Raw genomic sequence first — 24,104 nt, forward strand, 5'->3', positions numbered from 1 at the left:
TGATGGTGGGTCGTGCTGGATTCGAACCAGCGACCAATTGATTAAAAGTCAACTGCTCTACCGACTGAGCTAACGACCCATCTAAATCATTTTTTCTACAAACTGGTGGTCGTTACTGGGATCGAACCAGTGACCCCCTCCTTGTAAGGGAGGTGCTCTCCCAGCTGAGCTAAACGACCTGGGAATTCTGTCTCCACCGAGTGGAGAAAATGGTGGGTCGTGCTGGATTCGAACCAGCGACCAATTGATTAAAAGTCAACTGCTCTACCGACTGAGCTAACGACCCTCACCACGACCAGTTCCGACTGCATTACTGCTTCGGCTCTGACGGCGGCCTATATTACGGATTTAAATTTCCGGTGCAACAGAAAATTCGTAATTTAAATCCGTTTGCTCACTGTGCGTACAAATGCAGGCTGTTTTTACAGTAGCGTTACGAAAACAGTGACATACAGCAATGTTACAGCTTGGCCAAACTCTGTTTGGCCAACTGGGCTGGCGAGGTGTTGGGATAGCCCTTGATCACCTGCTCATAGAAGGATTTGGCTTCCGCCTTCTTGCCATCCAGCTGCGCCAGCATACCCAGCTTCAGCAGCGCATCGGCTCGCTTGGGGGATTTGCTGTATTTGTTGGCCACGGTCGAAAACTGGGCCGAGGCACCGGCTCTGTCACCCTTGTTGAACAGCAACTGGCCGAGCCAGTAGTGTGCATTGGGAACATAGCCCGAATTGGGGTACTGCTTGATGAAGCCCTGGAAAGCCGGAATGGCTTTGTCGTAGTTCTTCTCTTTGAGCACCATGTTGACCGCTGCGTCGTAGGCCTGGTTCTCATCCTGATTGGTTGAGTAATTGGCGGCAGCAGCCGGTGTGGCAGCAGCAGGGGCCGGGGCGGCTGGAGCAGCTTGCTGGCTGCTGGCAACCTTGTCGAGCTCCTGATAGAGCTGACGCTGGCGCTCTTGCGACTGTTCCATCTGGTAGGTCTGCTGCTCCAGCTGACCACGCAGCTCGGAAACCTCCCCTTGCAGGGAATCGACCTGTTGCTGCAATTCAGCTTGCAGTCGCAGACGGGCATTGAGGGTGCGCTCCAGCAGGGCAACCCGATCTTCCAGGCTACCGGTGGGTACGATGGCGCCGTTGTTGCCACTAAGGACAACGCCACCACCCGAGTCACCGCCCAGATCGCTGACAGGTGCCGCAGCTTGCGCATTCAGAGCAACCATTACGGCCAGCGCAACGACAGCTTGCTTGTACACAGATTTCATTCGGATCAAACCTTAGCGTTTAGTACAGATAAAACGGCCAGCGCCATCGTCGCTCGCATATACAGATTTCATTCGGATCAAACCTTGGCGTTTAGTGCAAATAAAACGGCCATCGAAATGGCCGCTTGCATATAAACGAACTTCGTTCGGTTTAAACCTTAGTAAACCAGAACCGCGCGGCGGTTTTTGGCAAAGGCATCCTCAGTGTGGGACATGTCCAGCGGCTTCTCTTCGCCATAGCTGACGATGGAGAGCTGCTCGGCCTGCACACCCAGGGTTTGCAGATACTTGGCAACAGCCTTGGCACGACGCTCGCCCAGGGCGATGTTGTACTCCGGAGTACCGCGCTCATCGGCGTGACCTTCGATCAGGACTTTAACGCTCGGGCGCTCGCGCAGGTAGCTAGCGTGGGCATCCAGCAGATCAGCGTACTGACCCTGGATATCGTAACCGTCGAACGGGAAGTAGATCACGTTGTCACGCTGCAGTGCTTCGAACTTCTGACGCATCTGCTCTTCCGGGGACAACATGCCGTTGGCGCCGCCGGTTTGTACACCGCCCATGCCGTCGGTCATACCTGATTCGGCGCCAGCGGCGTCGGAATCAGAAGAAGAACTACAAGCGGCCAGGGTGAACAGTGGCAGTGCGATGGCCAAACCCTTGAGCAGTTTATTGAGTTGCATGCTATTTCCTTAAACCTTTATAACAAAACAAAAAACAATTGGATTTTTATCAATTCAAGAAGGGCGACCAAGCTGGTGCACGAATTTCACCGCTACTGGTCGGAAGCACAGCCTTGAAGCGACCATCAGTCGACACCAACGCGAGACTCTTACGACCCTGATAGATGGTGGCATAAATGATCATGCTGCCATTGGGAGCCACACTTGGCGACTCATCCAGAGCACTCTGGGTAAGGACCAACAGGGCATTGTTTTCCATGTCCTGACGGGCAATACGATACTGTCCCTGAACACGGGTCACCATCACCATGATTTTGCCATCAGGAGTGATGGATGCCCCCTGGTTGGATTCACCTTCCCAAGTCATCCGGCGAGTCATACCAGTCGCCAAATTTACGCTATAAATCTGGGGTTTGCCACCACGTTCAGAGGTGAACAACAAATTTTGCCCATCCGGCATCCAGGAGGGTTCAGTGTCGATCACACGGCTGGTTGTGACGCGGGTCAGCTGCTTGCTAGCGACATCAACCACATAGAGGTTTGGTGAACCATCTTTGGAGAGAACGATAGCCAGACGACGACCATCTGGAGACCACTCAGGCGCCCCGTTGATACCTCGGAAACTGGTGATCAGGCTGCGCTGCTGGGTGTAGATATCCTGCACATAGATTTCGGACTTCTGGTTCTCGAAGCTCACGTAGGCCAGCTTGCTGCCATCCGGCGACCAGGCCGGAGACATCAAGGGCTCGCGGGAGCGCAGCAGGGTCTTCTCGTTGTAACCGTCGTAGTCAGAAATACGCAGCTGGTACGGGAACTGGGTACCCTGCTGTACGGAGACGTAAGCCAGACGGGTCAGGAAGGCACCGCGCTCGCCAGTCAAACGCTCATAGACGATGTCGGAAATACGGTGGGCAAACTGGCGCATCTGGGCACCCGGGATGGTCGCCATACGGCTATCCAGGATGTAACCGTTGCTCTCGCCACCTTGTGCCTTGGCCAGCTGGCCTTTCAGCACATCGACCAGCTCGAAGTTCACCTTGTAGGTGCCGTCACCGACTGCCGAAATGGAACCCACCACCACGGCTTCAACCCCTTGGGAGGCCCAGGGAGCGAAGTTGATCTCGCTGCTGCTGCTCGGGGTTTGCGGCATCTGGCCACGGGCCAGCGGCTTGAACTTGCCGCTGCGCATCAGGTCGTTGGAGACCACTTCCGCGATGTCCTGCGGCAACTGCCCGTTACCTTCCCACTTGAAGGGGGCGACGGCGATGGGGCGTGCGCTATCAATACCGCCGGTGATGACGATGTCCAGGGCCGCCTGGGCACTCTGGCCCAGCAACAAACAGCCAACCAAAGCAAAAAATACTTTTCTGATCATGGCTTAAATACTCGGTTCCAATATAGATGAGAGGTTAAATTCCTTTCTCGGCGAGAGGTTGCCAACCGGAGGCAAGCAACCTCGTTTTATCACGCTTAGATACTCGGTTCTAACTTCAGGTTAAATTCCTTCAACATCTCGAATGCCGCAGGATCCTTGGGCACTGGCAGTTGATTGGCTTTCAGAACAGCCGCCTTACCGGAACGACAGACCGCCGGGTCACCCTGGCCGTTATCTACCGATATGACAAAGCCACTGCTCGCAAGACGTACGCCGATAGTACATGTTTTGCCCCGCATGGTGGGATCCAAAATCATATACCGCTCAACAGTGGCCTTGATGAGCGCCGCATATTTGTCGACTTCGCCCTGGGCTGCTGCCGATGCCGCCTGACTGCGGGCATTGGCCTCAGCCGACAGCTGCTGCTGCATCATCTCTTCCATCTCTTTTTGCAGCTTGGCCTGCTCGGCCGCTTTACGCTTCCGCTCAGCCGCGATCTTGGCCTGCTTTTCGGCCTCTGCCTTGGCTTTCTTCTCTGCGTCAGCTTTTGCCTTTTTCTCAGCCTCTTCCTTGGCCTTCTTCTCGGCCTCGGCTTTGGCTTTTTTCTCTGCTTCTGCCTTGGCTTTCTTCTCGGCTTCGGCTTTGGCCTTCTTGTCAGCTTCCGCTTTCTTGGCCTTGGCTTCTGCCGCCTTGGCCTTCTCTTCGGCCTCTTTCTTCTCTTGTTCCTTTTTCTTCTTCAACGCCAACGCCTTGCTCTCGGCTTCCGCCGCTTTACGCTCGGCTTCGGCCTTCTTGGCCTTCTGCTCTTCCAGCTTGCGGGCTTCCTCGGCTTTCTGCGCCTTCTCTTCCGCCTGCTTCTGCTCGGCCACCTTCTTCTGCTTCTCGGCCTCGGCCTTGCGAGTCGCCTCTTCGGCCTGCTTGCGCTTGGTCTCGGCGATGCGAAGCTGCTCCTGCTTCTGAGCCAGCTCGCGCTTGGCGAGATCCGTGTCTTCCTTATCCTTCTCTTTCTCTACCTTTTGAGGCTTGGGCTGAGATTTCTGCTGCTGGATCTGCTTGGCCTGTTCGTTGAGGAAGTTCTCATCGAGCATGACGGCATTGACGATCTGCCCCTTCGATTCGGGTCGTTTCGGTTTGCTGAAATCGAGCCCGACAAACAGGATGATGCCGATGATCAGGTGCAGCAGAAACGACGCGATGAGATAACCGGAAATACCACGCTTCACATCCATCTCCGTTAGTTCACCGGATCTGTCATCAGGCCAACCTGAGGCACACCCGCTTTCTTGAGGGCCACCATCAACAGGATCACCTCTTCGTAGCGCACGGCCTTGTCACCCGCGACTACCACAGGGGCATTCTGGTTGATCGCCAGATAGCCCATGGCTTTTTCGGTGATGTATTGCTGCATCGCCTCTGGCGTGCCGCTTGGCACCGGCTCGTCATCGGCTTCGCCAGCCTTGATGACATATTCGCCTTCGGTATTGACGCTGACGATGAAGGGTGGCTTGGCATCTTCCGGCAACTGCTCGGACTCAGCCTGTGGCAGATCCACCTTGACCCCTTGCGTGATCACCGGCGTGACCGCCATAAAGATGATAAGCAGCACCAGCATGACGTCGATATAGGGAACCACGTTGATCTCGGCCACCTTCTTGCGCCGGATCCGCTGATAGGTTTGCATTACTGATCACCCTGCTGCTGTGCAATTTGACGGTTCAGAATGGTAGTGAACTCGTCCATGAAGTTGGCGTAGGCGTTCTCCAGCCGCTCGACCTTGTTGGAGAAGCGGTTGTAGAAGATAACCGCCGGGATAGCGGCAAACAGACCCATGGCGGTAGCGATCAGCGCTTCCGCGATACCCGGTGCCACCATTTGCAGGGTGGCCTGCTGCACCTGACCCAGGGCGATAAAGGCGTTCATGATCCCCCATACGGTACCGAACAGACCTATATAGGGGCTGATGGAGCCGATGGTCGCCAGCACCGGCAAGTTGGATTCCAGATCATCCACCGCGCGGGAGAGGGAGACGCGCATGGCGCGGTAGGTACCATCCATCACCGCATCCTGACCACGGGCACCGGCCTTGAGCAAGCGGGCATACTCCTTGAAGCCGGAGTAGAAGATATCTTCCATGCCTTCGATATCATCGCGGCGGGAAGAGGACTCCTGATAGAGGCGATTGAGATCGACCCCTGACCAGAAGCGATCTTCAAACTGTTCCGATGCGAGATTGGCCGCCTTGATCGCCTTTGAACGCTGGATAATCAGCGCCCACGAGACAATAGACATGCTCATCAGGGTCATCATGACCAGTTTTACCAACAGGCTGGCTTGCCAAAACAGGCCAATAAACGAAATTTCAGCGTGCACTTAACAGCACTCCCTTGATTTTTTCAGGTATAGCTACAGGTTTCATTTGCGGATGACTGACACAGGCTATCTGTACCATGGCCTGGGTGATCAGTCGTCCATCAGCCGCCAGGATCTGCTGCGAAAAGCGCAGGGATGCGCGTTTCACTTCAATCACTTGCGTTAATACATTCAATAGTTCATTAAAACGGGCCGCCGAGCGGAAATCGATCTCAGTTCGGCTCACCACGAAGGCATATCCCTCCTGCAGCCAGACGTCCTGTTCGACCCCTTTGGCACGAAGAAACTCGGTGCGAGCACGTTCCATAAACTTGAGATAATTGGCGTTGTAGACGATGCCCCCGGCGTCGGTGTCTTCGTAGTAGACACGCACCGGAAACTCAAAGACTTCCCCCATAACAATCTGTGATCCATTCGACAGTCAGATGGGGGGCTATCATAGCGCAGGGCTGAATAGGAAAGAAGCAGGGGGAGACAGGGAAATCCTGCCTCCCCCCGTTTTTTATGAAAGGAAATATGAATGTGTCAGCCAGAGGCCATACAACAAACTGGGCCAAGCGAGCCAGGGGTTGAACAGCACACGTCCGGGCAGGCTTTTCAGATGAAAGCCAAGCCCGTTAAGTACGCCACAACAGACGGCCCACATCAGCCAGGGAGCAAGCCAGAGACCATGCTCGCTGGTGTTGGCCGCAATCAGATTGGGGGCCTGTAAAATAGCGACGGCCAACAAGGCCGCCGCGAGTAACATCAACCCCTGCCACGGCTGCCGCTCCAGTGGAGCGGCGAGCCTGGCGAGTCGATCACTTGTTTTCATCGATCTGACGATCCATGTTCTCGGTGTGTTCCAGCCACAGCGCATTGATGATGCCAAATGCACAGGCCAACAACAGCCCCAGGATCCAGGTGAAATACCACATTGTCAGCGCACCTCTTAATAGAGAGATTGTTGGTTATCTTCGATGTGCTTGTTGGTTACCCGGCCAAACATCTTGATGTAAGTCCAGATGGTGTAACCCAGCACAATCGGTACGAAGACTGCTGCAGCCACAGTCATCACCTGCAAGGTGTTGAAAGAGGCGGTAGCATCCCACATGGTCAGGCTCAGTGACGGCTCAAGGCTTGAGGGCATCACGAACGGGAACATGGAGAAACCGGCAGTGAGGATGACCCCGGCAATCGCCAGCGAGGAGCTGGTAAACGCCAGCCAGCCGATGTTCATGCGGGCAAACAGCGCAGTCAGCAGGCTCATGGCCAGGCCCAGTACAGGGGCAGCCACCATCCACGGATAGAGGGTGTAGTTGTTCATCCAGGCGCCAGCCTGCAGGACAACTTCCTTATTCATCGGGTTGGATACTGCGTCAGTCGCGGCAGCCTTGACGATGACATACCCTTCCATACCGCTTACCCACCAACCCGCGGCAGCAAACAGCACCAGGGTCAGTAGTGAGCAGATCATGGCGGCAGTGCGGGAACGTGCCAGCACTTCACCGTCGGTCTTCATCATCAACCAGGTTGCGCCCTGGGTGAGCAGCATGAACAGACTCACCAGACCAGCCAGAATGCCGAACGGGTTAAGCAGACCAAAGAAGTTGCCGTGATAGGTCAACATCATGAACTGGTTAAACTCGAACGGAACGCCTTGCAGCAGGTTGCCAAAGGCCACGCCAAAGACGATGGGCGGTACGGCGCTACCGGCGAACAAGGCCCAGTCCCAGTTGCTGCGCCATTTTGCATCAGCACGCAGGGAGCGGTACTTGAAACCGACCGGACGCAGGAACAGCGCCATCAAGGTCAGGATCATCGCGATGTAGAAGCCGGAGAAGGTCGCGGCATACACCATCGGCCAGGCGGCGAACAAGGCGCCACCGGCAGTGACCAGCCACACCTGGTTACCTTCCCAGTGCGGCCCCATGGTGTTGAGCATCACGCGGCGCTCGACATCTTTCTTGCCGACGAACGGGAGCAGTGCGCCTACCCCCATGTCGAAGCCGTCAGTGATGGCAAAACCGATCAGCAGTACGCCGACCAGAGCCCACCAGATGACACGCAGAGTTTCGTAATCAAACATGGTCGCTCTCCTTATGCCTTGATCTGTTCAAAGTGATATTTGCCAGTCTTCAGGCTGCTGGGGCCAAGACGGGCATACTTGAACATCAGGTACATCTCGATAACCAGAAGTACGGTATAGAACAGGCAGATACCGATCAGAGAGAACCAGATCTCGGCTGCAGGCAGGTTGGATGCAGAGAGGGAAGTCGGCAACACCTCTGCAATGGTCCAGGGTTGGCGACCATACTCAGCGACAAACCAGCCAGCTTCGATCGCAATCCACGGCAGCGGGATACCCCACAGCAGACCCTTGAGCAGCCACTTGCGCTTGCCGATCTGGTGACGGGCACTGTCATAGAAGGCCATACCAATCAGCACCAGCATCAGCATGCCGACGGCAACCATGATGCGGAAGGCGAAGAACAACGGCAGAACCTGCGGGATGGAGTCATCCACGGCGGCCTTGATCTGCTCGTCGGTAGCATCGGTCACGTTGCTAGTGTAGCGCTTGAGCAGCAGACCGTAGCCCAGATCCTGCTTCACTTCGTCGAAACGAGCGCGGGTCTCGTCAGACTTGTCACCGGATTGCAACTTGGTCAGCAGGTCGTAAGCGGTCATACCGTTGCGGACGCGCAGTTCGTGCTCGCTCTTCAGATCCTTCAGACCGGTGACCTGACCGTCCAGAGAACGGGTCGCGATAATGCCCAGTGCATAGGGGATCTTGATGGCGTAGTCGGTGCGCATCTCTTCCTGATTCGGAATACCGAACAGGGTAAAGGCAGCCGGAGCCGGTTCAGTCTCCCACTCAGCTTCGATAGCGGCCAGTTTCACCTTCTGCACTTCACCGGTCTCGTAACCGGATTCGTCACCGAGGATCAGCACGGACACGATGGAAGCCATACCGAACGCAGCGGCAATGGCGAAGGAGCGACGGGCAAACGCCACATCACGATTCTTCAGCAAGTAGTAGGAGGAGATACCCAGCACAAACATGGCGCCACAGGTATAACCAGCCGCCACAGTATGGACGAACTTGACCTGAGCAACCGGGTTGAGCACCACGTCAGCGAAGCTCATCATCTCCATCCGCATGGATTCGAAGTTGAACTCGGCACCGACCGGGTTCTGCATCCAGCCGTTGGCGACCAGGATCCAGAGGGCGGAGAGGTTGGTACCCAGCGCCATCAACCAGGTGGCAGCCAGATGCTGATGCTTGCTCAGACGATCCCAACCAAAGAAGAACATACCGACGAAGGTGGACTCCAGGAAGAAGGCCATCAGCCCTTCGATAGCCAGCGGGGCCCCGAAGATATCGCCGACATAATGGGAGTAGTAAGCCCAGTTCGTCCCGAACTGGAACTCCATGGCCAGACCTGTGGTGACCCCCAAGGCAAAGTTGATACCAAACAACTTACCCCAGAATTTGGTCATGTCCCGGTAGATGGTGTTGTTGGTCATCACATAGACGGATTCCATGATCGCCAGGAGAAAGGCCATTCCCAGCGTCAGGGGTACAAACAAAAAGTGATAAAGGGCCGTCGCAGCGAACTGGAACCGCGATAGGTCTACCACATGCTCAGCAATCATGATGTTTCCTCACCGATTATTGGCACGGCTATTTTAAGTTTTAAGCACAAAGCTTCCGTTGGAGGTTATCGAATGAGTCTCATTGGGACGTGTCACAACAAAACGCGTTCAGTAACCACTGGCATTAACAACAAGGCAATACGAGAACACAAATAAAGCTAATGTTTAACAATTCCAAAACAATCAGCCTAAATTTATTCTCGCCCATGATGACCGGGTTTTTATATCACCTTTATTTGATTGAAATCAATGTAAAAGGACCCGCCATACATGGCTTTGAAAGGCATTTTTAATCTATTTTACGATTATTGACGCGAGCCAGATCACAAAACACGATAAAGCGTAAAACATTGATTTAAATCAATTTAAGAATTTAACATCCCGCCACTCGGTTTAATTTGAAAAGCGTGAATGACGCGCCTTTTTCCATGTTATCCGAGTCAGGCAATCTGATTCGAAAACTCAATTTAAAATTGCAAAGAATGCATACTCATGCGAACCAATTTCATCAATAAAGACATTAGATAAACTAATTCGAAGAGTGCAATTTTTCTTGTTTGCCGGGGTCGATTCGAACTCCTACAATGCGCCTCGCAGTGAGGGCATACCCTTGGATACAGGCCGGTTAATCCGGGTTCACGGTACGTATTCGACGATCAATTTGAACCTGTCTATTGGAATCGAAGATGAAAAAGTTTGTTGCTAAAACCATCCGTTACTACAAGCTTTCCTTTGTTCAGCTCTATCAACTGAACCGACTCTGAGAGCTCGCGACGGCTCACCTGTTTATTTTCCGGTCTGTGTCCAGACGCACTCACTGTCTGTGAACATCCATCCTGAATTGTCTTTGCCCACCGCATCCGCCGTGGGTTTTTTTTTGCCCGGATAACAAAAAACCGCCTTTGACGGCGGTTTCATGTTCAAACGACTGTTTTTACTTCTCATCTGGTCGCTGAAGACCGAAATGAGCGTAGGCTCGTGTGGTCGCAATCCGTCCTCTGGGTGTACGTTGCAGATACCCTTGCTGGATCAGATAAGGCTCCAACACATCTTCGATAGTATCTTTCTCTTCCCCGATCGCGGCGGCCAGATTATCGAGACCCACCGGGCCCCCCATAAACTTGTCTATCACAGCCAACAATAACTTGCGGTCCATGAAGTCGAAGCCTTCATTATCGACATCCAGCATGTCCATGGCGCGAGCAGCAATGGGGCCGTCAATCCGGCCATCGGATTTCACCTGGGCAAAGTCGCGCACCCGCCTTAACAAACGGTTAGCAATCCGCGGCGTGCCGCGAGAGCGACGGGCGACCTCAATGGCGCCATCTTCCGTCATGTCTAGCCCCAGACAACGGGCGCTGCGGGAGACGATATCGGTCAGATCCTTGACGTTGTAGAACTCCAGCCGCTGGACGATACCGAAGCGATCCCGCAGCGGGCTGGTCAGTGAACCTGCCCGGGTGGTGGCGCCAATCAGGGTGAAGGGAGGCAGATCCAGCTTGATGGAACGAGCCGCTGGCCCCTCCCCGATCATAATGTCGAGCTGGTAATCCTCCATCGCCGGATAGAGCACCTCCTCCACCACAGGGCTGAGGCGATGGATCTCGTCGATGAACAGCACATCGTTTGGCTCGAGGTTGGTGAGCAACGCCGCCAGATCCCCCGCTTTCTCCAGCACCGGGCCGGAGGTGGTCTTGATATTGACCCCCATCTCGTTGGCGACGATGTTGGCGAGGGTGGTCTTGCCCAAGCCCGGCGGGCCGAAGATCAGCAGGTGATCGAGCGCTTCTCCCCGCTGACGGGCCGCTTCGATAAAGATCTCCATCTGTTCGCAGACGGTATCCTGACCGGTGTAGTCAGCCAGCTTCTTGGGGCGGATAGCCCGGTCAATAATGTCATCCTCACGGGCAGCACTGGCCGAAATGAGGCGGTCTGCTTCAATCATCAACTACCTCATACCAGGCTACGCAGGGATTCACGGATGATATCTTCCACCGACATCCCCTCTTTGGCGATCTTGCTGACAATCTGACTCGCCTGCTGCGGCTTGTAACCGAGGGCCACCAGCGCACTGGCCGCCTCCTCGGTCACATCCGGTGCCCGCAATTCGGGCTCACTGGCTGGCAAGGTGACCATGGCCGGGGAGAAGAGGTCGTGACTTACCCACCCCTTGAGGCGATCCTTCATCTCCACCACCAGACGCTCGGCGGTCTTCTTGCCGACTCCCGGCAGTTTGACCAAAGAGCTTATCTCTTCACGTTCGACACTCAGCACGAATTGGGTAGCTGTCATGCCGGAGAGAATAGCCAGCGCCAGCTTGGGGCCGACTCCGTTGGTCTTGATCAGCTCGCGGAACAGCGCCCGCTCCTGTTTGTGGTTGAAACCATAGAGCAGCTGGGCATCTTCCCGCACCACGAAGTGAGTGTGGATGGTCGCTTCCTTGCCGATCTCCGGCAAATCATAGAAGCAGCTCATCGGCATCTGCACCTCATAGCCAACCCCGCCCACTTCCAGCAGGACCTCGGGGGGCTGCTTTTCAATGACAATGCCTCTCAAGCGACCAATCACGGCTCTCTCCTCACCAATACAACTATTCGTAAATTGGCTCATAGCATAAAGAATAACTGGATAAGTATCCAGCATAGGGCAGCAACACCCGCGTGGTCAGAGAGGCTTTTTATCCCATTTTCCACCATGCTTGATCGGGTGCAGCCAGTGCACGGGATGTTTCAGCGCCGCACCGGCCCCCGAGCGGGGGATAAACCACTACACTAAACCCGTTCGGAACCGAAACTGGTGCCAATGTCGATACCAAGGAAGGCCATCACATGAAAATTGTTACCACCTCCAATCTGGGTCTTGCCATATTGCTCGGCTGTACGCTGGGCATGGGGGTCGTTGGCTGGTATGGCAGCCAGCGGCTAGCCAATCTGCTCTCATACGTACTGGGCGCCGCCTGGCAAACCGCCGACGGTGCCATGGAGGGTTCCATAGAGCTGGGCAACCAACAGCTACAGATTCAGAAGATGCAAAACGGCACCCCGCTCAATCGCGCCGAACTCGATGCTGCCAAGGCGGCGACCGATGACGCGCTGGCCCGGGTCCGCCAAGGGCAGCTCATTGATGGTGCAGCCCTTGCCACCATGGAACAGCACAAGCAGGGCTATCAACAGCAACAAGAGAAGCTGCTGGCGCTCTATCACGCCTATACCGAGGTGGATCAGGCCCTGCATCACAACGCCGATCTGATGGCTCGCCTCTCGACCCAGCTGGAGGTGATTGGCGATGGGGCGGTCGAGGCGCTGACCCAATCCCCCGACCAGACCATCAGCTGGAACAGCGGCCTCTCCACTCGCTGGGAAGCGGCCGACGGGGGGATGGAATCCAACATAGGCTTTTTGCGCCAGCTCTATGCGCTGGAGAAGATGCGCAGACAAGGAGTCACAGAGGCGATCAAGGCCGAGCTGAAAGAAGCGACCGAGTTCTACCACGAAGCAATCAACAGCATGCTCGGCACCGGGCTGTTCGATATCGAGGGAACCGGCGAATTTGCCGGCAAGACACTGTCGGCAGAGTATCGCGCCCTGTTGGCCCGGCATCAGCAACTGATGGGACAGTGGGTCGATGCGCTCGGCAGCTATCAGGCCCAGCAGTCCGCCTATGAGGTCAGTGCCGATGAGCTGCGACAACAGCTGGTTGCCATCGAGGAGAGCGGCGATGCCACTGTTGAGGATCAGGTGGCCCAGCTCAACGGCATCATCAGCCAGATCCGAACCCTGCTGCTGGGTGGCCTGTTGCTGAGCCTGATCATGGTCACCCTCTGCGGCTTCTGGCTGACCCGCAAACTGGTAACCCCACTGCTGCAAGTAGACAAACGAATGCAGGATATCGCCGCCGGCGAGGGAGACCTCAACGCCCGCATCAACCTGCAACGGGATGACGAGATAGGCTCGCTGGCCAACAGCGTGGATCGTTTCATCGAGAAATTGCAGAAGATGATCAGCTCCACCATGGACAACAACCAACACATCAGCGAACACGTTCACACCTCGGTCAACCGGGTGGAGGCAATCAGCCAGAGCAGCCGCCAGACCGCCGAACATGCGCTGGCCCTGCACCACGACAGTGAACAGATGGTGCAAGTCGCCACCGGTATCTCGGACAACTGCAGCATGGCGGCCCACAATGCCAACGAGGTGCGCCAGCTGACCACCGAGAGCAGCCAGTATGTCGCCTCCGCCAGCGCGGGCATGCAGCGGGTGGTACAGGAGGTGAGCGAGTGTGCCATCGCCATCAACTCCCTCAAGGAGCAGGCGGGTCAGATTGGCCAGATCATCTCCACCATCAGCGGTATCTCGGAGCAGACCAACCTGCTGGCCCTCAATGCGGCCATCGAAGCGGCCCGCGCAGGGGAGATGGGACGTGGCTTTGCGGTGGTTGCGGACGAGGTGCGCACCCTGGCCAATCGCACCGCGACATCAAGCGCCGAAATTAGCCAGGTGATCAGCAGCATCCAGCAGCAGACCGAAACTGCCTATCTGATGATGCAGCGCAACCTCAAGACGGTAGAGTCCGGCATGCAGGACTCCGAGAACACCAAGCAGATCCTGTTCAAGGTGGAAGGCGCCATCGACCAGCTGGCCGACATGGTGCAGCAGGTAGCCGTGGCTACCGGGCAACTGTCACACACTCTGAGCCACTCCTCTGACAAGGTCTCCGGCATTAGTCTGCAAGCCAGAACCGGCGAACAGGAGGCGCAGGAGTGCCTGCAGCTCGCCTCCTCGCTCCATCAAGCCAGCCTGCTGCAACAGCGCCTGCTCTCCCAGTTCAGGGTCTGACCCCTTTCAATAGCAAAGATGCCACTCATGTGAGTGGCATCTTTTTATTACCGGTCGTTCATTCCTGCCGCCTTAACTTCCTCAACGTCCTATGGCCAGTTGAACAGCCAGGCTCAGCATGATGATGCCAACCAGCAGATCGATCCCCTGCTGCACCCGGCCTCGGGCCAACCAGGGCGCCAGTGCCGCAGCACCCAGCGCCAGCGAGTAGAACCACACCAGCGAGGCCAGCATGGCCCCCGCAGCAAAGGCCGGACGAAGGGACTCGCTCACCTGACTGCCAAGGGAGCCGAGCAGCATCAAAGTATCGAGATAGACGTGAGGATTGAGCAGCGTAACACCCAGCGTCATCGCCAGCACGCTTTTGGCACCCATCTGCTGAGCAGACTCGGCAAGCCCCTCCCCTTTACCACGCCAGGCACTGAGCAGGGAACGGCCACCAAACCAGCCGAGAAACAGCACGCCCCCCCAGGTGAGCAGCGCCATGCCGAGAGGGCTGGCGGCCAGCACATTGGCTCCGCCAAATACGCCGATAGCAATCAGGGTGAGATCGCAGAGGCTGCAGAGCGTGGCCGTCAACAGATGGTGATTGCGATGGATGCCCCGGCTCAGCACAAAGGCATTCTGGGCGCCGATGGGGATAATCATGGCCAGACCGATGGTGAAGCCTTGCAGTGTCGTTGCGAGCATCATGGAGAGTACCGTTCGAAATGATGAATGAGCGGCACTATAGCGATGGTAGTTCCCTCTTAGAAATTCATTGATTTACTGATTGATTCATTTTGCTAATAAAAACCGGCATACCCAGCCGCTGTTCCAGCCCTTGTCAATTACCGGATCTGACAATTGTGACCCTCAGAGTGCGGCAGGAGAATCTGTTGCGCCTGTGGGCTCAGCCTACTGCAGCAATCTGGGGAAGTTGGTCACCACAACTTGCTCCAGATTGGGCAGCAACAGCCCCGTACTAACCCCTTTGGCAATGGCCTGATAGCGGTTCATTGAGCCGGTTTTGCGGGTGACCTGATTGAGATGGTAATTGACCGTGCGCTCCGTGATCCCGAGGATGCAGGCGATCTCGCTAGAGGTCTTCCCTTCGCTGGCCCAGAACAGGCACTCGGTCTCGCGCTCGGTCAAGGGGTCTTTACCCGCACTGTCCATCATGCTGAAACGCACCACCCGAATGGCCGCCTCGAAGATGTAATTGGACATCCAGGAGAGGATCGGCGAGGACTCCAGCAGCAGGTCGCTCGAGGCCCGCTCGGAGGTGATGAAGGAGAGAATACCGTTCTCCCCGGCAGCACCGTGCAGAGGGAAGGAGATGCCGTTACGCAACCCGAACTCGGCTGCCAACCCCATCACGTCCATGGTTCCCTCCTGCAGAAAACTGGCCCGCTCATCAAGGCGGTTCCAGTAAATGGGCAGCGTCTGCTTGCGTGCCAGCCGGATCACCGGATCGCACGCCAGCATGTTGTTTTCGGTATAGGCCTGCACCCAGGAATCGGGGCACTGGTTGAACAGCACCACCTTGGGCCTTTGCATCGACATCGGCAGGATCAGGGCGAAGCGATAGTAGTCATAGCCCATCCCGAGCGTAAAGCGACCGATCAGTTCGGCCAGACGATTGCCGTCCGTCACCGAAGTGAAATGTTCGAGGTACTCAAGCAGTTGGTCTCTGTTCATATGAAAGCCCCCTTGGCCAGACATGTGATTATAACGGCGAATAGCAAGATAGAGGGTCCATAATGTTGGTTTTTAAAGGAAAATTGAGAGAACATCCACGAAACGAGGTGGAGAATGAACTCTATCGCTTTCGAAATCGCGTCTTTTCCGACCGGCTAGGCTGGGATGTCGAGTCTCATCGGGGCCTGGAGCGTGACAGCTTCGACACGCCAGACACCCATTGGGTTCTGATCGAGGACGAACAAGGGCTGTGTGGCTGTATTCGTCTGCTCAACTGTGCCGATGCCTATATGCTACCCACCATCTTCCCCACCGCCCTTGCCGGTGAAAGCGCGCCACGCACCCCCGATGTCTGGGAACTCACCCGTCTGGCTATCGATGCCCAGCGCGCACCGCGCATGAGCAATGGCGTCAGCGAACTCACTTGCGTCATCTTCCGCGAGGTCTATGCCTTCGCCCATGCCCACGGGATCCGGGAGCTGGTCGCCGTCGTCAGCCTGCCAGTGGAGCGCATCTTCCGCCGACTTGGCCTGCCCATCGAGCGGCTCGGTCATCGGCAGGCGGTCGATCTGGGGGCGGTAAGGGGCGTTGGCATCCGCTTCCATCTGGATGAGCGCTTCGCGCAGGCGGTCTCCCAACCTCTGCTGGGCCATTATCAAACCAGCCATTATCCACTGCAGCAACCGTCACCGGTGCTGGCAGTTCACTCATAAAAAATCCCGGGAAAACAGACCCGGGATAAAGATGTCGCTACGATCTGCGCAGGGCTACCCCATGCGGCACCAGAGAGTATCCTCCCTCAATGGCCTGACCACTACTGTCAAAAATCACAGCGCAACGCCCCTTCCACCGCCCATTGTTGTCCCCTGCCGAGTGACGTAGAGTCAGCCCTTGGGCAACGGAAGGGGGAGAAGATGAAAGAGCTGGACTACAAACTGCTGCGGGCGCTGGATGCGGTACTGCAGGAGCAGAACTTCGATCGGGCGGCCAAGTCGCTCCATATCACCCAGTCGGCCATCTCCCAGCGGATCAAGCAGCTGGAGCAACAGTTTGCCGAGCCGCTGCTCATTCGCAGCCAACCGCTGCAGGCCACGTCACTCGGCCAGAAGCTGCTTGCCCACTATCGGCAGGTACATCAGCTCGAGCTCGAACTGGCGGGGGAGCTGACCCCCGACCAACCGCAGGGGCCAATCCGGATCAGTATCGCAGTGAACGCTGACAGCCTGGCCACTTGGTTCCTGCCCGCCATTGCCCCCTTGTTGAAGCTGCACCCCATCGAACTCAACCTGCTGGTCGATGACGAGAGCCGTACCCTCGACAAGGTACGCGAGGGTCAGGCGTTCGGTGCGGTCAGCCTGCATCCCCAGCCGCTGGCGGGTTGCTGCGTCGACGAGCTAGGTGAGATGAACTATCTGCTTACCGCCAGCCCCACCTTCGTGGCGCGCCACTTTCCCGCGGGCCTGACCCGTGAGGCGCTGGCCAAGGCACCGGCGGTGGCGTTCGATCAGCGCGATGACATGCATGTGAGTTTTATGAGAGAACACTTCGGGCTGGAACCGGGCGGTTATCCCTGCCATACGGTCCACTCGTCAGAGGCCTTCGTCGCCATGGCCGAGCAGGGGTTGGCCTACTGCCTCATTCCCGAATTGCAAATAAGAGGCCAGCTGGCTGGCGGGTCACTACTCAACCTCAGTCCCGACCACGTCCTGACGGAACGCCTCTACTGGCACCGCTGGGTACTGGAAAAAGGGGTTCACAAGCAGCTATCCCAACGCCTTATCGACCATGCCAGCTCGCAGTTGAAACCACGCTGAGCAGGCCATTCACCTTGGCTTTGCAGGGCTAAAAACGTATAGTGCTGGGCGATCCTTCATCAGGTCTCCACCCAGGTTTTCACTTCAGGTTCCTCACTTATGTTCCAAGACAATCCGCTGCTGGCCCAGCTCAAGCAACAAATCCGCGAAAACATCCCGAAGAAAGAGGGTGTGATCCGCGCCTCGGACCGGGGCTTCGGCTTTCTGGAAGTCGATGAGAAGACCAGCTATTTCGTGCCGCCTCCCTACATGAAGAAGGTGATGCACGGTGACCGGGTGACCGCCCTGATCCGCACCGAAAAAGAGAAGGAAGTGGCCGAGCCGGATACCCTGCTGGAGCAGTCCGTCACCCGCTTCGTGGCCCGGGTCAAGATGTTCCGCGACCGCCTCAACGTGGTGGCCGACCACCCGCTGATCAAGGATGCCATCAAGGCCCGCGTCAAGAAGGGTCTGGATGAGAAAGAGTTCAAGGAAGGTGACTGGGTGGTGGCGACCCTCAAGCGCCATGCGCTGGTCGACGGCAACTTCTCTGCCGAGATTATCCAGAAGATCGCCGCCCAGGAAGATCACAATGTGCCCTGGTGGGTGGTGCTGGCGCGCCACAATCTGGCCCAGGTCGAGCCGGCTGATTTGCCGGAGTGGAAGGTGATCGAAGAGGAAGAGCTGCCCCGTCGCGATCTGACCGCAGTCCCCTTCTTCACCATCGACGGTGCCAAGACCAAGGATATGGACGATGCGCTGGCCATCACCAAGCTGGACAACGGCTGGGAGCTGCTGGTCGCCATCGCTGACCCGACCGCCTATGTGGCCGAAGGGAGCGAGCTGGACAAAGAGGCCGCCCAGCGCGCCTTTACCGTCTACATGCCAGGCCGCAACGTGCCGATGATCCCGCGCACCCTCTCCGACGAGCTTTGCTCCCTGAAAGAGGGCGAGGAGCGCAATACCCTGTGCGCCCGTCTGCTGATCGCCGAAGATGGTCTGCTACTGGAGGAGACCGAGTTCTTCGCCGCCCGCATCTGCTCCCACGCCCGTCTCAACTATGACGACGTCTCCGACTGGGCCGAGCATGGCAAAGAGCTGTCTATCGACGCAGGCGTACTGGCCCAGTTGCCGCTGATGAAGGCGATGACCGAAGCACGCATCGCGTGGCGCACCGAGCATGCGCTGGTATTCCCGGATCGTCCCGACTACGACTTCGAGCTGGGCGAGAATGGCGAAGTGCTGGCCATCCACGTCGAGCCACGCCGCATCGCCAACCGCATGGTGGAAGAGTCGATGATCGCCGCCAATATCTGCGCCGGTCGCGTGCTGGGCAAGAGCGTCGGTTACGGCATCTTCAACGTTCACACCGGCTTTGACGAAGAGTCCCTCGACGGCGCCATCGACCTGCTGAAGAGTGCCGAAGCCCCGTTCGAGCGCGACGAGATCGCCAGCCTCTCCGGCTTCTGTGCCCTGCGCCGCTGGATCGACAACCTCGACACCCGCTGGCTGGATGGCAAGATCCGCCGCTTCCAGAGCTATGCACTGATGTCCTCCGAACCGGGCGCCCACTACGGTCTGGGTCTGGATGCCTACGCCACCTGGACCTCCCCGATCCGTAAATACGGCGATATGGTCAACCATCGTCTGCTGAAAGCCGTTATCGCCGGCAAGACCCCAGGTGAGCGCCCGAGTCAGGAGCTCACAGAGCATCTGACCGCCTGCCGCCGCCTGCACCGCATGGTGGAGCGTGACATCGGCGACTGGCTCTATGTTCGCTACCTGAAAGCCGCGGCTGGCACCGATCAGGTATTCAACGCCGAGATCATCGACGTGATGCGTGCCGGTCTCAAGCTGCGTCTGCAGGAGAACGGCGCTGTGGTCTTCCTGCCTGCCCGCCATATTCTCGACAACAAGGATCGACTGGAGTGCAACTGGGACAACGGTCGCGTCTATCTGGACAAGACCGAAGTGGTTTATGAGCTCGGCCAGATCATCGAGGTCAAACTGACCGAAGCGGTGGAAGAGACCCGTTCCCTTATCGCCAAGCCGGCGGTGGAGTTGGTGCCGGGTCCGGCACCGGAAGCCCCGGCGACCGAGAGTGCGCCAGCCGATAGCAGTGAAACGCCCGCTGAGGCTGCCCCCAAGGCAGAATAAGCCGCGCAGAATCATCTAATCTGCCCGAGAGCCCGCCATCGTGCGGGCTCTTTTTTGCCCGGCATCCCGCCCTACAAGCTGCCATATATACCGTTATGGCACACAGTTCTATCCACGATTGGCAGAGAACGCAGTGAATGCCTCCACCAGCAGGGCTGAAAGCAACCGTTATGTGCGCTGCCTCTCCTTTCTGACATATTAATCAAGGAGAAATATGTCTATACTCGCTTGGGTACAATCCAAGGGATATTGGTATGCAGGAATGGGACCCGGAACACTTCACCAACTTTGCTCAGTTATGCGAAGTGAGCCTCGCCACCATCCGTGAAAAGACCGATGCCGAACGCCTCTACCTCTGGCTGAAAGCCCCCGAACCGCAGCTCTACAGTTTTCAGCTCGATCACGGGCTGACCACGCTTGATCTCGCCCATCTCGGCCAACTGACCCTGCCCCACCACCTGATCGACAAGGCGATGGAGAAGGGACAACTGGTGATCGAGCAACTCCCACCACCGCCTGATCCCGGCGAAAATGTGGAGCCCGCCCAGCCGCAGTTACGCGCCTGTTTCCCTCTCAAGCGTCACATGAAACTGGAAGGGGTCATCTATCTGGAGACCCGCCGCCGCATCGATCGCCTCTCCTCCCACCAGCGTCAGGGCATCCAGCTCCTTATCCACTATCTGACGGCCGAGCTCAGCAATCATCTGCTCTCCAGCCAGGTCAATCAGGAGCGGGACCAGCGGCTCCATACCCAGACCGATCTGGTACAGAGTCAGGCACTGCAAGGATCCTTCCTCACCATGTTGCAGGCGCTGCACATGGTCAGCGTTACCCTCTCCCGCAGTCGCAGCGAGAACGATCTGCTGCGGGATGCCGTGCTGCTGGCCCGCAAGGAGCTGCAGTTCGATCGGGTCGCCATCTTCCTGATCGAACCCGATGGCAAGACCATGCGCGGCACCTGGGGCACCAGCGAAGAGGGCGAGCTGATGGATGAACACAACTTCATCAGCCCCATTCCGGATCACCCCACGGTGCAAGAGGCGCTCAGGCGCAAGGACTACGTACTGGTGATGGAAGATACCCCCCTCTACTACGAGAAGCAGCAGGTGGGCCGTGGCTGGAACGCCATGGTATCGCTATGGGATGGCACCACTCCCATCGGCTGGATTGCCGCTGACAACCTGCTCTGGCACCGGCCGCTCAAGGCCTATCAGAGCGAGATCTTCAAACAGTACGCCGCCATCCTGTCACAACTGCTGATCCGCCAGCGCACCCAGGAGCAGCTGGAAACCCTCAACCGCCAGCTGGAGGCCCGAGTTGCCGAGCGCACCATGCAGCTGGCCGAGACCAACCGTGCGCTGGAGGAGGCCAATCACCGCCTCTCCCTCCTGTCGCTGGAAGATCCCCTCACCGGCATCGCCAACCGGCGCCAGTGGGACATCACCATGCAGCGGGAGTGGGAGTGGGCACGACGCACCCAGAACCTGCTGGCGGTATTGATGATCGACGTCGACGAGTTCAAGGCCTACAACGACCACTTCGGCCATGCCAAGGGGGATCTCTGCCTGCAACAGGTGGCCCATGTGCTGCGGGATGCAGAGCGGCGCTGCACCAATCTGGTAGCCCGTTACGGTGGCGAGGAGTTCGTCATTCTGCTCTGCGCCCCCCAACCCGGTGAGGCCGAACAGCTGGCCGGACGGATCCACGATGGTCTTGCCCGCTTGAAAATGCCCCATCCCGCCTCGCGGGTTGCTGATTTCATTACGGTTAGCATAGGCTTTAGCTATCTGGTTCCCTCCCTGGACGGAGCATGGCAGACCCTGACTGAACAGGCTGACCAGGCGCTCTACCACGCCAAGTCACAAGGGAGGGCCCGCACTCTGGCCTATCGGTGATCCCATGCTGTTGCGTCGCTACCCTATCTTCAATCGTCGCCTGGCTCTGGTGGCCTACGGCATCGACTATCAGCTCAGCTCACCGACCGAATGGCCTTCACTGGCGCAACATTGCCGCCTGCTGGCGCAGGGGCGTCAATATCTGGTGCCCTTCACCCACGAACAGCTCGATGAACAGCGTCCCATGCTGCTGGATCAGGACGCGATCCCGCTGGTTGAAGCCTCCAGTGAACGCCAGCCCAACTCGTTCCCGGTGCTGGAGCAGTGGCGCGACAGTCGGCGCAGACTGGCGGTGCACGGCGCTAACCGGGATCCGCGCTGGCTCGGCGCCAGCCGCCTGCTGGTGTACTGGATGGGGGAAGAGGGGATCTGTCAGCCCACCGAGCACAAGCGGATGGCGCTGAACATCGAAACCTGGGCGGATTTTCTCCCGCTGCGGGAGGCCGGGGTCGACTTCTTTGCCGGCGGCTTTCTCGCCCGTCCGGAGCTGGTCAATCAGCGGGCGAACCAGCCCGATATGGCGCTGGTACAGCAGATCCTACAGCTCATCTGCCACGAAGAGTTCTCCTTCGCACAGGTAGCCCGCCTGCTGGAGCAGGATGCCTGGCTGCCCGGCCTGCTGCTCACCTACGTCAACGCCCCCGGCTTCGATCATGCCGCCCCCATCACCTCGGTGCCCCGCGCCCTCTCCTATCTGGGGGAGCAGGAGATCCGCAAGTTCGTGCTGATCAACGGCCTGGCCCGGGTGAGCCAGCACATGCCGGAGGCCTGTACCCGCATGGCCATCGCCCGCGGCCGCTTCTGCGAGTTGATTGCCCTCACCGCCCTCGGTAAAGCGGAGGCCAGCTGGGCCTTTCTGGTAGGGCTGGTGCTTGATGGATCCCTGCTGTCGGAGCCGCTGATGGCCCACCTGCCCAAGAGCGTGCAGCGCGCCATCGAACTGCACGAAGGGCCACTCTTTCATCTGTTTCAGCTGGTCAGCACCTATGAACAGGGCAACTGGGCCCTGCTGGAACAGCTTGCCCCCAAATATCAACTCGATCCGGCCCAACTCACCCCCGTCTATTTTCAGTCACAAATGTGGGGGCAAGCGTTTCTCACCAGCTAGGTGATGGCGAGGCAGAGAACCACTGGCTAGAATGGGCTCCCCTTTTTCAGAGACAGACCCCGCACCATGACCCTTTCCGGATTCCAAGGCCTGGTCTTTGACCTTGATGGCACCCTGGTCGACTCCATGCCGCTGCACCTGGCCGCCTGGGAACATACTGCCCGCGAGTTTGGCTTTCACTTCGATGCCGACTGGTTCTATGAGCTGGGGGGCATGCCGAGCCGCAAGATAGCCCTGCTGGTCGCACAGGAGCAGCAGATCCCTCTCGATCCGCTCGAAGTCACCCGCTGCAAGACCACCCACTATGTGGCCAACCTGCACAAGGCGACCGTCTTTCCGGCCATGCAGGCGCTGGTCGAGCGCTATCATGGCGTCATCCCGATGGGGATCGGCACCGGCTCGCCCCGCGTCAACGCCGAGGCGGTGCTGCGCAACACCGGGCTGGATCGCTACTTCTCCGTGGTGGTCACCGCAGACGATGTGGAGCTGCACAAACCCAATCCGGACACCTTCCTGCTGGTCGCCAGCAAGCTGGGGGTCGATCCATCAGGCTGTCTGGTGTTTGAAGATACCGGTATCGGGGTACAGGCAGGAGAAGCGGCGGGTATGCAGACCTGCATGGTCAAAGAGGGTCAACCAGTCGGCATAACGGCGTAGTGCGGAAAAAAATATCGCCCTGCAAGGGGCGATAACCGGAACCGGCTCTCATACGGGACATGAATGAAAATGAGAGCAGGTTCCGTCAGCCGCTGACGCAGGGCGCGTCAACGAGGAGTGTGAGGCAGACGATTACTCGTTGTTGCCGCCACCCTGATTGTCGTCATAACGACCCGGCGCACCGTGGGGGCGCGGCGCCATGGAGACACGCGGCTTGCGAGCACGCTGGATGTTCACCTGCGGACGGCCGGTGTGCATGGCGATGGTGGAGATCTTGGCCTTGTAGACCAGCTGCTGGTTACCATGAGCATCGGTCAGCAGCACGCTGTACTGGTCGAACCCGCTGATGGTGCCTTCCAGCTTGATGCCGCTCACCAGAAAAATAGCGACCTGACTGCGGTTCTTGCGCAACCAGTTGAGGGCAGAATCTTGCCCGTTCCCGAGGGAGAAGGCTTGCTCAATCGTGGAGTAGCTGGGGGATTCAGTTGTCATAAATTATTGTCCCGCGGAAAAAAAGTGGCGTTTGATTGTGCTAAATGGGCACTGGCTTGTCAAAGTCATTCTCACTCCCGCCAGCAATAGCGCCCTCCGGGGGCTGGTCGCTGACCAGCACAACTGCGATAATCGCCAGCTCTGGCTCTACCACGGGCC

The 24,104-nt window shown here is 57.6% G+C and carries 23 protein-coding genes and 3 tRNA genes; 7 read left to right on the plus strand and 19 right to left on the minus strand.

Features of this window, described 5'->3' with window-relative positions; translation table 11 throughout:
- Positions 1 to 3 precede the first annotated feature (3 nt).
- From AB5Z02_RS04905 to ruvA, 16 genes are all read right to left on the minus strand, one after another.
- Positions 4 to 79: transfer RNA gene (locus AB5Z02_RS04905), tRNA-Lys, on the minus strand.
- Between the two features lie 24 nt (positions 80 to 103).
- A tRNA-Val gene (locus tag AB5Z02_RS04910) sits at positions 104 to 179 on the minus strand.
- Positions 180 to 210: 31 nt separating this feature from the next.
- Positions 211 to 286: transfer RNA gene (locus AB5Z02_RS04915), tRNA-Lys, on the minus strand.
- Between the two features lie 174 nt (positions 287 to 460).
- Positions 461 to 1,261, minus strand: coding sequence for a tol-pal system protein YbgF (ybgF, locus tag AB5Z02_RS04920; protein WP_064341673.1), 801 nt, complete (start codon positions 1,259 to 1,261; stop codon positions 461 to 463).
- A 158-nt stretch (positions 1,262 to 1,419) separates the two neighbouring features.
- Entirely contained in the window at positions 1,420 to 1,944 is a 525-nt protein-coding gene (gene pal / locus AB5Z02_RS04925; RefSeq protein ID WP_005304908.1) for a peptidoglycan-associated lipoprotein Pal, read from the minus strand.
- A gap of 49 nt (positions 1,945 to 1,993) precedes the next feature.
- The gene (tolB, locus tag AB5Z02_RS04930; protein ID WP_005335728.1) at positions 1,994 to 3,319 is read right to left on the minus strand and encodes a Tol-Pal system beta propeller repeat protein TolB; all 1,326 of its coding nucleotides are present in this window, start codon (positions 3,317 to 3,319) and stop codon (positions 1,994 to 1,996) included.
- 95 nt (positions 3,320 to 3,414) lie between these two features.
- Positions 3,415 to 4,548 carry a cell envelope integrity protein TolA gene (gene tolA / locus AB5Z02_RS04935; RefSeq protein ID WP_013723471.1) on the minus strand — a complete coding sequence of 378 codons (1,134 nt, stop codon included), beginning with the start codon at positions 4,546 to 4,548 and terminating at the stop codon, positions 3,415 to 3,417.
- Positions 4,549 to 4,553: 5 nt separating this feature from the next.
- Positions 4,554 to 5,000 carry a protein TolR gene (gene tolR, locus AB5Z02_RS04940; protein WP_005354757.1) on the minus strand — a complete coding sequence of 149 codons (447 nt, stop codon included), beginning with the start codon at positions 4,998 to 5,000 and terminating at the stop codon, positions 4,554 to 4,556.
- Entirely contained in the window at positions 5,000 to 5,689 is a 690-nt protein-coding gene (tolQ, locus tag AB5Z02_RS04945) for a protein TolQ (RefSeq protein ID WP_005335735.1), read from the minus strand. The genes tolR and tolQ overlap by 1 nt, the downstream gene beginning before the upstream one ends.
- Positions 5,679 to 6,086, minus strand: coding sequence for a tol-pal system-associated acyl-CoA thioesterase (gene ybgC / locus AB5Z02_RS04950; protein WP_005335737.1), 408 nt, complete (start codon positions 6,084 to 6,086; stop codon positions 5,679 to 5,681). Before ybgC ends, tolQ begins: the two co-directional genes overlap by 11 nt.
- A 105-nt stretch (positions 6,087 to 6,191) precedes the next feature.
- Complete coding sequence (locus AB5Z02_RS04955) at positions 6,192 to 6,503, minus strand: cyd operon YbgE family protein (RefSeq protein ID WP_041202810.1); 312 nt, start codon at positions 6,501 to 6,503, stop codon at positions 6,192 to 6,194.
- Complete coding sequence (gene cydX, locus AB5Z02_RS04960; protein WP_005304933.1) at positions 6,490 to 6,606, minus strand: cytochrome bd-I oxidase subunit CydX; 117 nt, start codon at positions 6,604 to 6,606, stop codon at positions 6,490 to 6,492. The genes AB5Z02_RS04955 and cydX overlap by 14 nt, the downstream gene beginning before the upstream one ends.
- A 14-nt stretch (positions 6,607 to 6,620) precedes the next feature.
- Complete coding sequence (cydB, locus tag AB5Z02_RS04965; protein ID WP_139408789.1) at positions 6,621 to 7,757, minus strand: cytochrome d ubiquinol oxidase subunit II; 1,137 nt, start codon at positions 7,755 to 7,757, stop codon at positions 6,621 to 6,623.
- Between the two features lie 11 nt (positions 7,758 to 7,768).
- The gene (locus AB5Z02_RS04970; protein WP_005335743.1) at positions 7,769 to 9,325 is read right to left on the minus strand and encodes a cytochrome ubiquinol oxidase subunit I; all 1,557 of its coding nucleotides are present in this window, start codon (positions 9,323 to 9,325) and stop codon (positions 7,769 to 7,771) included.
- A 934-nt stretch (positions 9,326 to 10,259) separates the two neighbouring features.
- Entirely contained in the window at positions 10,260 to 11,270 is a 1,011-nt protein-coding gene (ruvB, locus tag AB5Z02_RS04975) for a Holliday junction branch migration DNA helicase RuvB (RefSeq protein ID WP_005335744.1), read from the minus strand.
- Positions 11,271 to 11,278: 8 nt separating this feature from the next.
- The gene (gene ruvA, locus AB5Z02_RS04980) at positions 11,279 to 11,893 is read right to left on the minus strand and encodes a Holliday junction branch migration protein RuvA (protein ID WP_005335746.1); all 615 of its coding nucleotides are present in this window, start codon (positions 11,891 to 11,893) and stop codon (positions 11,279 to 11,281) included.
- Positions 11,894 to 12,153: 260 nt separating this feature from the next.
- On the opposite strand from ruvA, the gene AB5Z02_RS04985 reads away from it, so the two are divergent.
- Positions 12,154 to 14,163: a methyl-accepting chemotaxis protein gene (locus AB5Z02_RS04985; RefSeq protein WP_201958279.1), complete on the plus strand. Its 2,010-nt coding sequence runs from the start codon at positions 12,154 to 12,156 to the stop codon at positions 14,161 to 14,163.
- An 81-nt stretch (positions 14,164 to 14,244) separates the two neighbouring features.
- Here the strand turns inward: AB5Z02_RS04985 and lysE are convergent, their stop codons facing one another.
- Positions 14,245 to 14,853 (minus strand): L-lysine exporter, encoded by a 609-nt coding sequence (gene lysE, locus AB5Z02_RS04990; RefSeq protein WP_368215537.1) that lies wholly within the window; start codon positions 14,851 to 14,853, stop codon positions 14,245 to 14,247.
- Between the two features lie 207 nt (positions 14,854 to 15,060).
- Positions 15,061 to 15,843, minus strand: a complete 783-nt coding sequence (locus AB5Z02_RS04995; protein WP_005335753.1) for a LuxR family transcriptional regulator — start codon at positions 15,841 to 15,843, stop codon at positions 15,061 to 15,063.
- 62 nt (positions 15,844 to 15,905) lie between these two features.
- Between AB5Z02_RS04995 and AB5Z02_RS05000 the strand changes: the two genes are divergently transcribed.
- The 6 genes from AB5Z02_RS05000 (at position 15,906) to AB5Z02_RS05025 (ending at position 23,453) form a co-directional block, all read left to right on the plus strand.
- Positions 15,906 to 16,556 (plus strand): acyl-homoserine-lactone synthase, encoded by a 651-nt coding sequence (locus AB5Z02_RS05000; protein WP_042081537.1) that lies wholly within the window; start codon positions 15,906 to 15,908, stop codon positions 16,554 to 16,556.
- Between the two features lie 201 nt (positions 16,557 to 16,757).
- Positions 16,758 to 17,657 carry a LysR family transcriptional regulator ArgP gene (locus tag AB5Z02_RS05005; protein ID WP_005354775.1) on the plus strand — a complete coding sequence of 300 codons (900 nt, stop codon included), beginning with the start codon at positions 16,758 to 16,760 and terminating at the stop codon, positions 17,655 to 17,657.
- Positions 17,658 to 17,756: 99 nt separating this feature from the next.
- Positions 17,757 to 19,793, plus strand: a complete 2,037-nt coding sequence (locus AB5Z02_RS05010) for an exoribonuclease II (RefSeq protein WP_201938687.1) — start codon at positions 17,757 to 17,759, stop codon at positions 19,791 to 19,793.
- A gap of 254 nt (positions 19,794 to 20,047) precedes the next feature.
- Entirely contained in the window at positions 20,048 to 21,688 is a 1,641-nt protein-coding gene (locus AB5Z02_RS05015) for a sensor domain-containing diguanylate cyclase (protein ID WP_139733554.1), read from the plus strand.
- 4 nt (positions 21,689 to 21,692) lie between these two features.
- The gene (locus tag AB5Z02_RS05020) at positions 21,693 to 22,796 is read left to right on the plus strand and encodes an EAL and HDOD domain-containing protein (RefSeq protein ID WP_159157654.1); all 1,104 of its coding nucleotides are present in this window, start codon (positions 21,693 to 21,695) and stop codon (positions 22,794 to 22,796) included.
- Positions 22,797 to 22,862: 66 nt separating this feature from the next.
- Complete coding sequence (locus AB5Z02_RS05025) at positions 22,863 to 23,453, plus strand: HAD family phosphatase (protein WP_042081546.1); 591 nt, start codon at positions 22,863 to 22,865, stop codon at positions 23,451 to 23,453.
- Between the two features lie 132 nt (positions 23,454 to 23,585).
- Here the strand turns inward: AB5Z02_RS05025 and hfq are convergent, their stop codons facing one another.
- Positions 23,586 to 23,945: an RNA chaperone Hfq gene (gene hfq, locus AB5Z02_RS05030; RefSeq protein ID WP_005335772.1), complete on the minus strand. Its 360-nt coding sequence runs from the start codon at positions 23,943 to 23,945 to the stop codon at positions 23,586 to 23,588.
- Between the last annotated feature and the right edge of the window lie 159 nt (positions 23,946 to 24,104).

Origin of the sequence: Aeromonas sp. R2-3, from assembly GCF_040908375.1 — a bacterium.
GTDB classification, from domain to species: domain Bacteria; phylum Pseudomonadota; class Gammaproteobacteria; order Enterobacterales; family Aeromonadaceae; genus Aeromonas; species Aeromonas veronii.